Annotated in this window: 12 protein-coding genes and 2 pseudogenes; 4 read left to right on the forward strand and 10 right to left on the reverse strand. The window is 73.7% G+C overall.

Annotated features, from left to right (window positions below; all coding sequences use genetic code 11):
- Positions 1-234 precede the first annotated feature (234 nt).
- The 3 genes and pseudogenes from RIM90_RS16040 to RIM90_RS16050 form a co-directional block, all read right to left on the reverse strand.
- Positions 235-492: pseudogene (locus tag RIM90_RS16040) on the reverse strand (transposase); the annotation flags it as partial.
- A 69-nt stretch (positions 493-561) separates the two neighbouring features.
- Positions 562-812, reverse strand: a pseudogene (locus tag RIM90_RS31570) (Tn3 family transposase); the annotation flags it as partial.
- 282 nt (positions 813-1,094) lie between these two features.
- On the reverse strand, positions 1,095-1,739 hold the full coding sequence (locus RIM90_RS16050; protein WP_309061388.1) for a CBS domain-containing protein: 645 nt from the start codon (positions 1,737-1,739) through the stop codon (positions 1,095-1,097).
- 862 nt (positions 1,740-2,601) lie between these two features.
- On the opposite strand from RIM90_RS16050, the gene RIM90_RS16055 reads away from it, so the two are divergent.
- Positions 2,602-3,987, forward strand: a complete 1,386-nt coding sequence (locus RIM90_RS16055) for an MFS transporter (RefSeq protein ID WP_309061389.1) — start codon at positions 2,602-2,604, stop codon at positions 3,985-3,987.
- 43 nt (positions 3,988-4,030) lie between these two features.
- On the opposite strand, the gene RIM90_RS16060 is transcribed toward RIM90_RS16055, so the two are convergent.
- From RIM90_RS16060 to RIM90_RS16085, 6 genes are all read right to left on the reverse strand, one after another.
- A complete protein-coding gene (locus RIM90_RS16060; protein ID WP_309061390.1) occupies positions 4,031-6,019 on the reverse strand; it encodes a GAF domain-containing protein in 1,989 nt (662 codons plus the stop codon).
- A gap of 116 nt (positions 6,020-6,135) precedes the next feature.
- Positions 6,136-6,936: a 3-hydroxybutyrate dehydrogenase gene (locus tag RIM90_RS16065; RefSeq protein ID WP_309061391.1), complete on the reverse strand. Its 801-nt coding sequence runs from the start codon at positions 6,934-6,936 to the stop codon at positions 6,136-6,138.
- Positions 6,937-6,990: 54 nt separating this feature from the next.
- Positions 6,991-7,470 carry an NUDIX domain-containing protein gene (locus RIM90_RS16070; protein WP_309061392.1) on the reverse strand — a complete coding sequence of 160 codons (480 nt, stop codon included), beginning with the start codon at positions 7,468-7,470 and terminating at the stop codon, positions 6,991-6,993.
- Positions 7,471-7,534: 64 nt separating this feature from the next.
- Entirely contained in the window at positions 7,535-9,148 is a 1,614-nt protein-coding gene (lnt, locus tag RIM90_RS16075; RefSeq protein ID WP_309061393.1) for an apolipoprotein N-acyltransferase, read from the reverse strand.
- Between the two features lie 357 nt (positions 9,149-9,505).
- On the reverse strand, positions 9,506-10,051 hold the full coding sequence (locus tag RIM90_RS16080; RefSeq protein WP_309061394.1) for a hypothetical protein: 546 nt from the start codon (positions 10,049-10,051) through the stop codon (positions 9,506-9,508).
- Between the two features lie 114 nt (positions 10,052-10,165).
- On the reverse strand, positions 10,166-10,951 hold the full coding sequence (locus tag RIM90_RS16085; protein WP_309061395.1) for an aspartate/glutamate racemase family protein: 786 nt from the start codon (positions 10,949-10,951) through the stop codon (positions 10,166-10,168).
- A 39-nt stretch (positions 10,952-10,990) separates the two neighbouring features.
- Here RIM90_RS16085 and RIM90_RS16090 point away from each other — a divergent pair, with 39 nt between their 5' ends.
- The gene (locus RIM90_RS16090; RefSeq protein ID WP_309061396.1) at positions 10,991-12,184 is read left to right on the forward strand and encodes a glycosyltransferase; all 1,194 of its coding nucleotides are present in this window, start codon (positions 10,991-10,993) and stop codon (positions 12,182-12,184) included.
- An 18-nt stretch (positions 12,185-12,202) separates the two neighbouring features.
- Here the strand turns inward: RIM90_RS16090 and RIM90_RS16095 are convergent, their stop codons facing one another.
- Positions 12,203-13,486: a TerD family protein gene (locus tag RIM90_RS16095; protein ID WP_309061397.1), complete on the reverse strand. Its 1,284-nt coding sequence runs from the start codon at positions 13,484-13,486 to the stop codon at positions 12,203-12,205.
- 299 nt (positions 13,487-13,785) lie between these two features.
- Here RIM90_RS16095 and RIM90_RS16100 point away from each other — a divergent pair, with 299 nt between their 5' ends.
- Complete coding sequence (locus tag RIM90_RS16100) at positions 13,786-14,220, forward strand: DUF6643 family protein (RefSeq protein ID WP_309061398.1); 435 nt, start codon at positions 13,786-13,788, stop codon at positions 14,218-14,220.
- A 42-nt stretch (positions 14,221-14,262) separates the two neighbouring features.
- Complete coding sequence (locus tag RIM90_RS16105; protein WP_309061399.1) at positions 14,263-15,090, forward strand: MOSC N-terminal beta barrel domain-containing protein; 828 nt, start codon at positions 14,263-14,265, stop codon at positions 15,088-15,090.
- Positions 15,091-15,578 lie beyond the last annotated feature (488 nt).

The following is a 15,578-nucleotide window of genomic DNA, read 5'->3' on the forward strand; positions in this document are numbered from 1 at the left end:
CGTTTCACGTTGGCTGCGACCACTCTCGACGCACCGGACGCCCACGAGCTGGCGCAGTTCTATCAGGGCTTGCTCGGGTGGCCGGTGCGGAAGGAGGAACCGGGCTGGGTCGAGATTGCAGCGCCCGGGCGACTGTGGCGGACTTCCAGCCTCAGGATGATGTGCGGGTCCTGTGCGACCCGGTGGGCCACCCGTTCTGCCTCTTTTTACGCACCGGCCCGAGCGCCTGACAGGTCAGGTGGTGAGTCGGCGGTAGCCGATGAGGGCTGCGGCGATGCCGACGAAGGCGAGGAAGTGCTCGGCCTTGCGTTCATGGCGGCGGTGCAGGCGTCGGCATCCGGCCGGCCAGGACACCGTCCTTTCGACGACCCGGCGGTGGCGGCCCAGCCGCTGTGAGGACTCGATGCCTTTGCGGGCGATGCGGTGGCGGATGCCTCTCCTGCTCAGCCATTGGCGCAGGTGGTCGTAGTCGTAACCCCTGTCCGCGTGGAGCTGCGAAGATGACCGCGGCCAGGCATGCGCGGTCACCGGCTCGCCGTCGACCGCCGCCCTGCGGACGGACGAGGCGACGAAGCCGCCGTCCCACGCCTGGGCGAGCGAGGTGGACGCCTGGTGGTCGATCAGGGTGGCGCCCGCAGCGCGGTGCGTCGCCGGCCGCAGGCAGGTCTGGCCGACGTGGGACAGCCGCCCGTACTTCAGGCGGCGCCGATGACGGGTGTGTGGCCGACGCCGCACCCGTGTGCGACGAGCAGCGCGGCGATCGTCACACGCGGGTCCTCGAGCCTCGCCTCGCCGCCGGTGACCGGGGTGAGCCCTTCATCTGGGGCCGGAGATGCGTACAGGACCGCGCCGCAGCCGGTCCAGGTCCGAGACCTCGGCATCGCGCGGAACCACGATGACCGTCACGGCGGCGCCTTTGCGGGTGTGTCACTCCGTCGTTCGATTGGCCTGCGAAGACGCCCCCGGTTCGCGTCGGATGCGAAATTCTCGCATCAGACGCGAGAGACGGGGAGTGATCGTGGGTGGGTGGGGGCGGTCTCGTGCCGGGATCTGCTCGGCCGCACCTGGTGGTCGGCCCTCCCGGGGCAGGACACTCAGCCCGCCCGGGCGGCGGCGAGGTGGGCGTCCACGGCGACGACACCGTCGACGCCCTGGCAGAGGCCCACGACCACCGGAACGAGGCGCGGTTCCGGGACGTGTCCCCGAAGGGTGACGACACCGTCCCGCACCTCGACCACGACGGTGCCCTCGTCCAGGCCGAGGATGCGCCCCAGGACGTCCTGCTCGACCTCGCCGCGGATCTCGGCATCCGAGCGGATGAAGGCGTCGAGCAGGTCGCTGCGGGTGACGATGCCGGTGAGGAGCCCGTCGTCGCCGACCACCGGCAGCTGCTTGACGTGCCGCTTGCGGAGTTCCCGCGCGGCCCGGGGGATCGTCCAGTCGGCGCGGGCGGTGAAGACGGGGCTGCTCATGAGCGCGCCCGCGGTCCGGGCCCGGGCCTTGCTCCAGGAGCGCTCGTCGTTCCCGTCCTGACCCTGCGGATCGGGCATGCCGGTCTCGTGCCGCAGCACGTCGGACGCGGACACGACGCCGACGGGAGCGCCGTCATCGTCGACGACCGGGGCCGCGACGATGTCGTTCGCGTCCAGCAGGGCAGCGACCTCCTGCAACGGTGTGCTGGGGCGGAAGGTGACGACTTCCTCGGTCATCACGTCACCGACCGTGCGGCGGTACAGCATGACATCGGCCTCCTCCGCTGCGGGCCGGGGCGGCCGCGGCCGGACCGCCCGGGCGGACCACGCACGGCGCGCCGGCCTCCGCGCCGCTGCCGGCTCGTCCACGCCGTCTTCCCTACCCATGACAGCACCGCGCCGCTTCCGCGACCAGTGACGTTCGGTCTGGCGGGGAGGCCGGCGGTCCCACGGCCAGGAGTGCGGCCGAGCACGGGGTGGATGCCGGCGACGCCGGGCGCCCGGCCCCTGCGCTTGTGGATGGGGATGATCAGGTCGCCCCCTGACCGCTCACCCGGCGTCATTGAGCTGCGGGCTTCAGCCGCGAATACGCGCCCCCTCGACATGCGACCCCACCAGTCTCACCCCTCGAAACCGCGGCCGTGGTCAGCGCGCAGGGTGCGACGGCCACGGCGAACGTCGCCGAGGCCGGCCAGGGCGTCGCCGCCGGCAAGAAGACCAAGGACGCAAGCGGCATCTGGTCACGGACACGCTCGGTCCGGTGCCGGCCGTCCTCGTCACCGCCGCGAACGGGCGTCAGCGACTCCGGACGAACGGAACGACTCACCCATCCGCCTGGCCACCACGTGACCCGAAGCCCGATCCCCACCACCTGCCGGAGTTCTACGCAGCACGGTCAGCACCAAGTCGGCACGACGCCTCCGGCCCACGCCCCCACAGTGCAACTCGGACAGCCTTCTTCGCGGCCTCGTTCAGGCCATCGAGGAGACTTTGACACCCTCTCCATGGTGAGCGCACGCACTTCCGCACCCAGAACTATGGTGTCCCACCACATACGCCTCTGACCTGCGCCTTCCTACCGTGTGGCGACACGCAAACGTCCCCGTCGAAACGCCAGGAAGTGGTGCCGATGTCGTCGCCCGCAGCCGCTCCACCAGCCCCGAACAACCTCAAGCGCATCGTCGCCGCCTCCCTCATCGGCACCACCATCGAGTGGTACGACTTCTTCCTCTACGGCTCAGCCGCCGCGCTCGTCTTCAACGAGTTGTTCTTCCCGGACTCCGATCCGCTCGTCGGCACGCTGCTGTCGTTCCTGACGTACGCCGTCGGGTTCGCCGCGCGGCCGCTGGGCGCGCTGGTCTTCGGGCACTACGGGGACCGGCTCGGGCGCAAGAAGCTGCTGGTGCTGAGCCTGCTGCTGATGGGCGGGGCCACCTTCGCGATCGGACTGCTGCCCACGCACGCCACCATCGGCAGCGCCGCGCCCGTGCTGCTCACCGTGCTGCGGCTCGTGCAGGGGTTCGCGCTGGGCGGCGAGTGGGGCGGTGCCGTGCTGCTGGTGTCCGAGCACGGGGACGCGCGGCGACGCGGGTTCTGGGCCTCGTGGCCACAGACCGGTGCGCCGGCGGGGCAGTTGCTGGCGACCGGTGTGCTGGCCCTGCTGACCGCCGTTCTGTCGGACTCGGCGTTCGTCGCCTGGGGCTGGCGGATCCCGTTCCTGCTGTCCGGTGTGCTGGTGATCGTCGGTCTGTGGATTCGTCTTTCTGTCGATGAATCGCCTGTGTTCAAGCAGGCGTTGGCGCAGGCCGAGGCCCGCAAGGCGGACGCCGGTGCCGAACGGATGCCGATCGTGGCCGTCCTGCGGCACCACTGGCGCGACGTGCTGGTCGCGATGGGCGCGCGCATGGCGGAGAACATCAGCTACTACGTGATCACCGCGTTCATCCTCGTGTACGCCACCACCTCGGCCGGTGTCTCGAAGCAGACCGCGCTCAACGCGGTGCTCGTCGCCTCGGCCCTGCACTTCGCCGTCATCCCGGCCTGGGGGGCGTTGTCGGACCGGATCGGCCGCCGTCCCGTGTATCTGATCGGCGCGGCCGGTGTGGGGCTGTGGATGTTCCCGTTCTTCGCGCTGATCGACACCGGCGGTTTCGCGAGTCTGCTCCTCGCGGTGACCGTGGGGCTGGTGCTGCACGGGGCGATGTACGCGCCGCAGGCCGCCTTCTTCTCCGAGATGTTCGCGACCCGGATGCGCTACTCCGGTGCTTCCATCGGCGCCCAGTTCGCCTCCGTCGCGGCGGGTGCGCCGGCGCCGCTCATCGCCACCGCGCTGCTCTCGGACCACGGCAGCTCGACCCCGATCGCGCTGTACGTCATCGCGGCGAGCCTGCTGACGATCGTCGCCGTGGCGGCGGCCAAGGAGACCCGCCACCGGGACCTGGCCGAGGTCACCCCGTCCGGTGACGTGGAGGGGCCGGCCGACGCCAAGCCCGCGCGGGACGCGCACACCGTCTGATCCCACAGGTCACCGGCCCCCGTGCGCCTCGCGCGTACGGGGGTCAGTGCCGTGCGGAGGGCGGCGCCCCTGCCGACAACCGGTGCAGGCGCAGGGCGAGCTGGATCTCCAGCGCCCGAGTGGGGCTCTGCCAGTCGTCGCCGAGGAGGCGGCCGACGCGTTCCAGGCGCTGGGCGACGGTGTTCACGTGGACGTGCAGGTCGTCCTTGGTGCGGGCGGGGCTCATGCCGCTGGCGAAGTACGCCTCGAGGGTGCGCAGCAGCTCGGTGCCGCGTCGTTCGTCGTACGCCACGACCTGGCCGATGGTGCGGTCGACGAAGCCCGCGATGTCCCGCTCGCCGGCCAGCAGCAGTCCCAGGAAACCGAAGTCCTCGGCGGCGGCGCCGTCACCGGAGCGGCCCAGCCGCCGCAGGGCGTCGAGGCAGCGCCGGGCCTCCGCGTAGGCCGCCGCCACGGTGTCGGGGCGGGCGGCGAGCGGCTCGACCGGGGCGGACGCGCCGACGGTGACCGGCTCGTGGACGGCCGTGCCCAGGTGCCGGGCGGTGCGGCGGGCCAGGTCGGTGGCGGTGTCCCCGGGGGCGAGGGGCAGCAGCAGGACGGTGCCGCCGTCGCGTGCGGCGGCCAGGCCCTGCCGGGTGGCCGCGAGGTGCGAGGCCGCGGCCCACAGGCGTCTGCGGGCGTCCGCCTCCTGGTCGGCGTCGGCGGTGCCGCCCTCCGGCCGGGCGGCGAGCACCGCGTGGGTGGCGTCGAGGTCGGCGTGCAGCCGGGCCGCGCGCTCGCGCAGCAGGCGCGGGTCGCGGTCGCGGGCGTCGAGCAGGTCGTCGAGCAGCTCGCCGCGGACGCGCTGCTCGGCCTCGGCGGCGGAGCGCCGGGCGAGCAGCAGCAGTGAGGTGACCATGGCCGCGCGTTCCAGGGTGCGCTGGTCGACGGGGTCGAGGCCGGGGTGGCCGCGCAGGACGAGGGCGCCGAGGAGTTCGCCTCCGGCGGTCACGGCGGCGATCCAGTCGTCCCGGTGCCGCACCGCGTGCCCCTCCGCCCGCGAGGACTCGAGGGCCCGGGCGGGCACCGCGGCGGCCTCGGTGAACTCGACCGTGCCGTCGAGGACCTGGGAGACGGCGGCGGCCACGTCGTGCACCCCGCCACCGCGCAGGACCAGCTCGGCCAGCCGGTCGTGGACCTCCGAGGCGCGCTCGATGGCCCCGCTGCGGTCCTGGATGATCTCGTTGGCGCGCTCCAGGTCGGCGAGCGCCGAGCGGGTCTCGGCGAGCAGGTTGGCGGTGTCGATGGCGGCCGCGGCGAGGGCGGCGAAGGAACCGAGCAGGGCGATCTGCTCCCGTTCGAAGACCCGGGCCCGCCGGTCCGCGGCGAACAGGACGCCGATGACGTGGGGCCCGAGCATCAGGGGCACCCCGAGGATGGCCACGAGCCCCTCGTCCCGCACGCCGGTGTCGATGGTGTGGGTGTGCTGGAAGCGGTCGTCGCGGAAGTAGTCGTCGGTGACGTAGGGGCGGGCGGTCTGGGCGACCAGGCCGCCGAGCCCCTCCCCCATGCCGAGGCGCAGCTGCTGGAAGCGGGCGGCGACCGAGCCCTCGGTGACCCGCATGTAGGTGTCGCCCCTGACCGGGTCGTTCAGACTGAGGTAGGCGACGTCGGTGCCGAGCAGCGAGCGGGCGCGTTGCACGATCGCCTGGAGCACGGCGTCCAGGTCGCGCAGTCCGGCGAGATCGTGGGCGGTCTCGAAGAGCGCGGACAGCTCGGCCTCCCGGCGGCGCCGGCCCTCCAGTTCCGAGCGCACGCGCAGGGCGAGCAGCTTGGCCTGCTCGAGCGCGGTGATGCGCTCGGGGGGCAGCCCTTCGGCACGGGCGAGCAGCACCGGCTGCTCGTAGGCCTCGACGGGCGCGCCCCGGGCGAGCAGTTCCAGGAACGGCGCCTCGGCGCTGCCGGACACGGGGTGGGCGCCGGGGCGTGCCCGGCCCGGCGTGGCGGTGCCGGGGACGGCGCGCTCGGCGGACTGCACGTGATCGCGGGACATGCTCACAGGATTCCTCATCCCACGGCCGCTCCGTCAGGCCTGTGGACGACTCGGCCGGGAGGGCCGTGGGGTCTGCCGGCGACACGGCCGACCGGGGGATGCGGGGGGACCGGGGCTCAGTGGGCGGTCCAGCCGCCGTCCAGGACCAGCGAGGTGCCGGTCACGAAGGACGCCTGCGGACCGCACAGGTAGGCCACCGCCTCGGCGACCTCCTCCGGTTCGATGAGCCGTTTGACGGCGCTGTCCTGCAGCAGCACCTCGGACAGGACGCGTTCCTCGGGGATGCCGTGGGCGCGGGCCTGGTCGGCGATCTGCTGCTCGACCAGCGGGGTGCGCACATAGGCGGGGTTCACGCAGTTCGAGGTGACGCCGTAGGGCGCGCCCTCCAGGGCGGTGGTCTTGGACAGGCCCTCCAGGCCGTGTTTGGCGGCCACGTAGGCGGACTTGTAGGCCGAGGCGCGCAGGCCGTGCACCGAGGACACGTTGACGATGCGGCCCCATCCCTGGCCGTACATGTGGGGCAGGGCTCCGCGGATGAGCCGGAACGGTGCCTCCAGCATCACGGTGAGCACCGTGTGGAAGACGTCGGGCGGGAACTCCTCGATCGGGCGAACGAGTTGCAGCCCGGCGTTGTTGACCAGCACGTCCGTGCCGGCGGCGGCGTGTTCGGCGGCGTCCAGGTCGGTGAGGTCGAGGACGTGCGGCTCGACGGTGCCCCCGAGGCCGCGGGCCCTCTCGGCGAGCGCTTCCAGTCCTTCGGCGTCCCGGTCGACGGCTCTCACCTTGGCCCCGGTGGCCGCGAGCCGCAGCACGCAGGCGCGGCCGATGCCGCCGGCTGCACCGGTGACGAGGGCGGTGCGGCCACCGAGGTCGAGCGGGTGGATGGGGGAGGCCGGAAGGACACGGGGCGCGGTCATGTCTCGACCCTAGGCAGTACCCGTCCCCCACCCCATGTGGCCAGGCCCTACAGTTCAGCCGGTTCCAGTGGGGTCGAACCATGTGGGTGCATCCGCCATGGCCTGCTTGATCCGGAAACGGGCGAACTCCTTCAGATCCGGCAGTGCGTCCGCGGCGAACCAGCCGACGTCCAGCGACTCGTCGTCGTTGACCCGCGCCGTTCCGCCGACGGCCCGGCAGCGGAAGGTGATGTCCATGTACTGGCAGACGTCGCCGTTGCCGTACGTCACCGGGGCCAGCGCCTGGACCAGTACGACCCGCTCGACGACGCAGCGCACCGCGGTCTCCTCCTCGACCTCCCGCACCGCGCAGGCGGCGGGCTGTTCCCCCGGGTTGGGGATGCCGCCGATCACCGACCACCTGCGGGTGTCGGAACGCTGGTTCAGCAGCACTCTGCCCTCGTCGTCGAAGACGATCGCGGTGACCCCGGGGAGCCACAGCAGCTGCTGACCGGCGGAGGCGCGCAAGGTGCGGATGAAGTCGGGAGTAGCCATGCTCCGACCCTAACCGGCCGGTCAGGGCCCTCCCCGGCACTCCGGGGGGTGTACGGCGGGCGTGTCATCGCACGTCACCGGCGCGCCGCCCGCGCACACCGGCGCCGACGGCCCAGCCGAGTCCGCCCGCGGCGACGAGCACGAGGGCGGCCTCCGGGAGGACTCCGAGGCGGGTGGCGGGGGTCTGCGAGGAGCGCAGCGGCACCTCCTGCACCAGGGAGTCGGCGACGAACATGCCGGTCTTCTGCGTGACCCGTCCGTCCGGCATGATGATCGCGCTGACCCCGCTGGTCACCGGGACCGTGACGGCGCGGCTGTGCTCGACGGCGCGGACGCGGGACATGGCGAGCTGCTGGTAGGTCATCTCGCTGCGGCCGAAGGTGGCGTTGTTGCTGGGCACGGAGATCAGCTGGGCGCCGGCGGTGACCGTGTCGCGCACGGCCCAGTCGAAGGCGGCCTCGTAGCAGGTGACCAGGCCGACCCCGGCGCCGCCCATGCGGAAGACGCCCGGCTCGTCGCCCCGGCTGAAGTCCTGGCGGACCATCGACGTCCAGTTCTCGTTGATCGCCCCGACGAGCGAGCGCAGCGGGAGGTACTCGCCGAACGGCTGGATCTGCCGCTTGTCGTAGGTGTCGACGGGCCCCTTCACCGGGTCCCACAGGATCTGCTCGTTGAGCAGCCTGCCGTCCTTGCCGACCACGCCGCCGACCGAGATGGGCGCGTCGATCGCCTTGGCCGCCCTGTCGATGACGTCGCGCGCGTCGGCGTTGACGAAGGGGTCGATGTCGGAGGAGTTCTCCGGCCACAGCACGATGTCCGGCCGTTCGGCCTCGCCGGCCGCCACGCGGGCGGCCAGGCGCTCCGTCTCGCGCGCGTGGTAGTCGAGGACGGCGCGCCGCTGGGAGTTGAAGTCCAGGCCCAGCCGCGGCACGTTGCCCTGGACGACCGCGACGGTCACGGTGCCGTCCTCGGCCCGGTCGCCGACCAGCGGCCGGGCGGCCACGGCCGCCGTCACCGGGACGGCGACGCTCAGCACACCGACAGCCGCGGCGGCCCGCCGGACGGTGCCGGTGCGCCGTGCCCGGAGGGCCGACCGCGCGATCTCGCACAGGCCGAAGCCGCACAGCGCGACGGCGAAGCCGAGCACGGGAGTACCGCCGAGCGCGGCGAGCGGCAGGAAGACACCGTCCGCCTGGCCGAACGCGATCTTGCCCCAGGGGAATCCGTGGAACGGCACGCGCGCGCGTGCCGCCTCGCCGGCGGTCCACAGCGCGGCCGCCCACACGGGCCATCCGGGCAGCCTGGACACCGCGGCGACGCCCGCGCCGACCAGTGCGACGAAGACCGCCTCGATCACCGCGAGGGCGATCCACGGCCCGGGGCCGACCTCCACGCCGGTCCACACCAGCAGGGGCAGCAGGAAGCCGAGGCCGAAGAGGTAGCCGAGACCGAGCCCCGCCTTCCAGCCGCGTCCGCGCAGCACCCGGCCGAAGACGGCGAAGGCGGGCAGCGCCAGCCACCACAGGGTGCGCGGCGGGAAGCTGACGTAGAGGAGCAGGCCGGAGAGCGCGGCCGCGGCGGCCGGGAGGAGGCGGACGAGTCGCCTGCCCCGCGCCGTGGGCGCGGTCTGCGGCGGCATCGGGTCCGACTCGCCGACGGAGGTTGCGGTGACGGTCACTCCGGGAGTCTACGGGGAGTGACATCGCGGCCGACAGCACGGTCAGCCGGGGCCGACGCGGTCATGACGACGGTCGGGCGGCGGGCGGCGCGGCGCGCGCCGGATCGTTCCTGCGGGACTCGTCGCCGCACATCCCCGAACGACCACCAGCCGTTACGGTGTGCCGGCGCCTCTGTCGTGCGGCCGCTCGCGGGCGGCGCGGCGCCCGGCACCGACGCGGCAGACGCGTCCGCGCGGGGACCGGTCCCCGCGACGAGGGGGCCGAGCGCTCCTCCGCCCGGTGACGGACGCGCGCGCCCTCGTCCGCCCGGGCGGACGCGTCGACCGGACGTGCGTGCCGGCCGGCTCCGGCGTGGTTCAGCGCGTCGCGCCCGGTCTGCGCGGACGGAGCCGGTCGCGGATGACGCGTACCGCTGCCTCCGCGTCGTCCACGGTGACCGTGAAGGTGTGTCCGTCCCACATCTGCAGCACGACGCCCTCACCGCGGCGTACGACGACCGCCGTGCCCTTCTCGGGCCGCCAGCGGTAGCCCCAGCCGCCCCAGTGGCGCGGAGTGACGTGCGGGGCGAACTCCGCGCCGGCGACCTGGGAGAGCGGGATGCGGCGGCGCGGCACGCCCATGTGGCCGCAGCGCACTTCCAGGTGGTCCTCGTCGACCCGCAGCGCGACGTGCACGAAGGCGAGGGTTCCGAACAGGACGAGCAGCCCGGCGGCGATGCACCCGACGACGGCCATGACCAGCGGCGCGAGGCTGGCCGTCCAGGCGGAGTCGACGGCCAGTGCGATGCCGAGCGCCATGCAGGCGGCGCCGATCAGCGCCAGCAGCCACTGGTAACGGTTGGTCGCGCGACCGGTCCAGACCTCGGGGCAGGGGGCGTGCTCGCCGTGGCGGTGGTCCCTCATACGTTCGAGGTTACTCAGGATTCGCTCCGCGGGGACCGCGTAGCACAGCGTCACTGGGCCGACCGGGCGCGCGGCGGGCCGGGGCCTTCGCGGGCCGGCCGGCCCGGTGGTGGTTCACCCGGCGGTGGTGACCTGCCGGAGCAGCCGGCCTTCCGCGTAGGTGAGGGCGGCCGCGGGGAGCGTGCCCTCGCGCCCGCTCAGCAGGACCGTCAGGGTGCCGCTCGCCGGGGCCCCGGGGGCGGGCCGCTCGCCGATGCGGCGCAATGCCTGGGTGGCCACCGCCGTGGCGGAGCCGTGCAGGGCGAGCGGCGGGTCGGCGGGGCGCTGCACGGCGGCCCGGATGCGCTCGGCGACCAGCTCGTAGTGGGTGCAGCCCAGGACGACGGTCGTCACGTTCTCGGGGGTGAGCTCGGCGGCCGCGGCGACGGCGGCGGCGATCGCCGTCTCGTCGGCCCGCTCCACGGCCTCGGCGAGCCCCCAGCACGGCACCTCGGTGACGGCCACGCCGTCGGCGAAGTTCTGGATCAGGTCCTTCTGGTAGGGGCTGCCGGTCGTGGCCGGCGTGGCCCAGATGGCCAGCGGTCCGCCGCCGGCCGCGGCGGGCTTGATCGCCGGGACGGTTCCGATGACCGGCAGGTCCGGTTCGAGGCGGGCGCGCAGGGCGGTGAGCGCGTGCACGGTCGCGGTGTTGCAGCCGACGATCAGCGCGTCGGGCCGGTGCGCGGCGGCCGCCTCGGCGACGGCCAGGGCGCGCTCGGTGAGGTCCTCGGGCGTCCTGGGCCCCCACGGCATGCCGTCGGGGTCGAGGGAGAGGACGAGATCGGCGTCGGGACGCAGACGCCGCACCGCGGCGGTGGCCGCCAGCAGACCGATTCCGGAGTCCATGAGCGCGATCTTCACCCGGCCACGATAGACGATGGGCCGCTTCCGGCCGGTCCCGTGGGGCAGACTGCGCACGTGAGCGCCGTTGTGTGGACCACCGCCGGATCACTCGCCGCCTGGCTGTGGCTGTTGCTCTGCCAGGGCTTCTTCTGGCGTACGGATGTGCGGCTCCCGCCGTCGCGCGACCCGGGGACCTGGCCGTCGGTGTGCGTCGTCGTTCCCGCGCGCGACGAGGCGGCGGTGCTGCCCGCGAGCCTGCCGTCGCTGCTCGCCCAGGAGTATCCGGGACGGGCCGAGGTCTTCCTCGTCGACGACGGCAGCAGCGACGGCACCGGGGAGCTCGCGCGCGAGCTCGCCCGCCGGTCCGGCGGGCTGCCGCTCACCGTGGGTTCTCCGGGCGAGCCGCCCTCCGGATGGACCGGCAAGCTGTGGGCGGTGCGGCACGGCATCGGCCTGGCACGCGCGCGTGACCCCGAGTACCTGCTGCTGACGGACGCCGACATCGCGCACGCCCCGGACAGTCTGCGCCGGCTGGTGGCGGCGGCACGCACCGGTGGGTACGACGTCGTGTCGCAGATGGCCCGGCTGCGCGTGGAGAGCCTCTGGGAACGCCTGGTCGTGCCGGCCTTCGTCTACTTCTTCGCGCAGCTCTACCCGTTCCGCCGGATCGGGAAGGACGGGACGCGGACGGCCGCCGCGGCCGGCGGCTGTGTGCTGCTGCGCGCCGCCGCGGCCGAGCGGGCGCGGATCCCGGACGCCATCCGGCACGCCGTCATCGACGACGTGGCCCTCGCCCGGGAGGTCAAGCGCCGCGGCGGACGCGTCTGGCTGGGGCTGGCGGACCGGGCGGACAGCGTGCGTCCGTACCCGCGGCTGCACGACCTGTGGCGCATGGTGGCGCGCAGCGCGTACGCGCAGCTGCGGCACAGCCCGGTGGTGCTGGCCGGTACGGTCGCCGGGCTGGCCCTGGTGTATCTGGTGCCGCCCGTGGCGGTGATCGCGGGGGCGGGGACGGGGAGCCCGGTCGCGGCGGTCCTCGGCGGGGCGGCCTGGCTCGTGATGACGGGGACGTACCTCCCGATGCTCCGCTACTACCGGCAGCCGCTGTGGCTCGCTCCCCTGCTGCCGTTCACCGCGTTCCTGTACCTCCTCATGACGGTCGACTCCGCGGTGCAGCACCACCGGGGGCGCGGCGCGGCCTGGAAGGGCCGCACCTACGCCCGTCCGGACGCCGTGCCCGACGAGGGCTGACCGGACGGTTCCCGCGGCTCACTTCCGGCCCGGCGTCCAGTTCATGCCCCAGCCGTAGACGTGGTCGACGGTGCGCTGCGGGCTCACGCCCCGCTCGGGCACCAGGTAGCGGGCCTCGCGCTGCACGACGAGGTCACCGCCGCCGGTGTTGGTGATCAGGGCGAGCGCGCACACCGTGGAGGGGACGGTGCACTCGTCGAGCGAGAAGTCGATCGCGGCGCCGTGCTGCGGCTGAAGGGTGACCGTGGCGTGCAGGTCGGCGAAGGAGCGGGCGCCCTCGTAGACGGTGACGAAGACCAGGATGCGCCGGAAGAGGTGCTTGTGGTCGAGGTTGACGGTGAGGTTCTCGCCGGTGGTCACGGCACCGGTGCGGTCGTCCCCGTCCAGGTGGATGAACGGGGGCTGGTGCAGGGACCCGAAGGCGTTGCCGAGGGCCTGGACGACTCCCTTCCTGCCGTCGGTGAGTTCGTACAGGGCGCACAGGTCGAGGTCCAGGTCGGAGTGCATGGCGACCGGGCGGCCGAGCTTGGCGGCCCATCCCGAGAACTGCTTGCGCACCTGCCAGTTGAGGTTCACGTGCAGGGTCCCGGAGGTGCCGCCCTGCTTGGTCAGCGAGACCGTGGGGGCCGCCTTGGTGAGCGTCACCCTGGTCGGATGGACGGGCGCCGGCGCGGGAGGCAGCGCGGGCTGCGGCGGGGCGGCCGGCCGGGTCGCCGGGGGCGCGGTGACCGGGGGCGCCGCGGGCGGCACCGCGGCCGCCGGAGGCGCGGGGGCGGTGTGCTGCGGCTCGTCCACGGCGATGCCGTAGTCGGTGGCCAGGCCCTCGAGTCCGCTGCTGTAACCCTGGCCGACGGCGCGGAACTTCCAGGCGCCCTGGCGCCGGTAGAACTCGCCGAGCACGAACGCCGTCTCGCTGGTCGCTCCCGTGCTGTCGAAGCGCGCCGCCACGGTGCCGTTCGCGGCGTCCCTGACCTCGATGTACAGGTCCGGGACCTGTCCGAAGGCGCCGCCGTCGGAGGAGGCGGCCACGATCACGGTCTCGATGCCGGGCTCCACGCGCGCGAGGTCGAGAAGCAGGGTGTCGGTGACCCGGCCGCCGGCGTTCCGCTTGCCCTCGTGGCGGACGGCGCCGGAGGAGTGGGCGGGCTGGTTGTAGAAGACGAAGTCGTCGTCGGAGCGGACCTTCCCGCCGACCAGCAGGAGCGCCGAGGCGTCCGCGTCGGGGACACCGGGACCGGAGCGCCACCCCAGTTCCACCCTCAGTGCCGTGGTCGGCACCGGTGTGTTCGATCCTTTCGGCATTGACATGTCCGCCCCCATCACAGGTCGCCGCGCCAGGCCGCCGTGTCCCGGCATCCGTCGGGTTCTCGTCCGCACAACCTATTCCCCGCGGCGGGGAACTCCTACGGGGAGGGTGCGAGGACCGGTGGCCAACCGCCGGTAACCCGCCCGGAACTCGGCCTTTACACGAAATCCGCCCGGCGGAACGCCCTTTTTCCCCAAGTTCGCTCACATTGGGGATCCCCGGTCACGGCGGGAACGGAAAACAACCCTCTTATCGGTCTCCCCAACCAGCACATCGTGGGCTTAACTTATGTGCCATGACCTCCCCCCGCTCCACTTATGGTGGCGGCTACTACTCCGCCTCCTTCCCGGACACCCCGATCTACGACTCGCTCGTGGCCGAGCGAGGCACCCCGCAGATCGCCCCGATCCGGGTCCCCGCCGCGTACGACGCGCCGGCCAGTCATCTGCCCGCGCTTCCCTCGGCGTTGCCCGCCCTCCCGGCGGCCCCGGCCCAGCCCGCCTACGGCTATCCGCAGGCGCCGCAGCCCGCCCCGCTCCAGCAGGCGCCCGCGGCGTACATCCCGCAGCAGGCCACCGCGCCGCGCGGGTACCCCGGGCCCCAGCCGCAGCCGCCGCGTCCGGCCGCTCCCGGCGCGGGCTACGAGGCGATGCGCCCCGCGGCTCCCCGGCCCGGTCCGGCCCCGTACCAGGACCCGTACAACAACCAGCAGCAGTACCGCGGGTACTGAGCCGGCCCGGGGGCCGTCGGTGCCGGCTGGCACGATGGCCCCATGGGGAACGCGCGTCTGCACTCGATTCACATTCATCCGGTCAAGGCCTTCCGGAGCCTGCCGCTCCGGGAGGTCGTCGTGGAGCCCTGGGGGCCGGCCGGAGACCGGCGCTGGATGCTGATCGACCACGGGGGAAAGGTCGTCACCCAGCGCCGGCATCCACGCCTGGCCCTGGCCGCCGCCGAGCTCCTGCCCGGCGGCGGCGTCCGGCTGTCCGCGCCCGGGGCGCAGCCGGTGACGGTGCCCGTCCCCCGGCCCGGCAGGACGGTCCCGGTGGTGATCTTCGGCGACAAGGTGGAGGCGGTCCCGGCCGAGGACGACGCCGTGCACGCCTGGTGCAGCGCCTATCTCGGCGTCGACGTACGCCTCGTGCACCTGGACGATCCGGCCACGCGCCGACCGGTCGACCCGGAGTACGCGCGGCCGGGCGAGACCGTCACCTTCGCCGACGGCTATCCGCTGCTGCTCACCACGACCGCTTCGCTCGACCATCTCAACTCGCTGATCGAAGAGGGTGACCACCCGGCCGAGGGCCCGCTGCCGATGAACCGCTTCCGTCCGAACGTGGTCGTCGAGGGCACCTCCCCCTGGGACGAGGACACGTGGACGCGCGTCACCATCGGTGAGGTCCCCTTCCGCGTGGCGAAGCCCTGCGGCCGGTGCGTGGTGACGACCACCGACCAGGAGACGGCCCGGCGCGGGAGGGAACCGCTGCACACGCTGGCCGCCCGCCAGCGGACCGGGGGCGGGCTCGTCTTCGGACAGAACCTGGTGCCCCTCTCCACCGGCACGATCCGTGTCGGCGATCCCGTGGAGATCCTGGCGTAGCCGTTCCCGCCCGGGTGGACGGGAACCGGCCCCCGGGGCCGCGCGCTGGCCTTTCACGAGAGGTCCATGAGAGACCGGGCGGGGGACGGGGGCGTGGACGGTGCGGGCGATCAGCGGACTCCGGCGCCTACGGCACAACCCGCTGTGCCGCAGGACCGACCTGGCCGAGGCCCGGGTGGCACTCGTGGCACTGCTGCTCGCCCTCGTCGCCGCCCCGGTGGCCGGCTGTCTCGTCGGCGGCGCCGCCCAGAGCGCGTTGCAGCGGTCCGTCCGCGCGGGCCGCCGACCCGGAGAGCTCCTCCGGCCAGGACCCGCACAGCCGCGTCCTCGCCCGCTGGAGCGCGCCGGGCGGCACCGAGCGGGGCGGGCCGGTGCCGACGCGCCTGGAGGACCCGCGGCCGGGCGACCGCTTCGGGATATGGACCGACGGACAGGGACGCGTCGCGGCCCGCCCGCTGGACCCCGCCACGGCGACGACGCACGCCGTG

The sequence above is a fragment of the Streptomyces sp. genome (assembly GCF_031181555.1).
Taxonomy (GTDB): Bacteria; Actinomycetota; Actinomycetes; order Streptomycetales; family Streptomycetaceae; genus Streptomyces; species Streptomyces fimbriatus.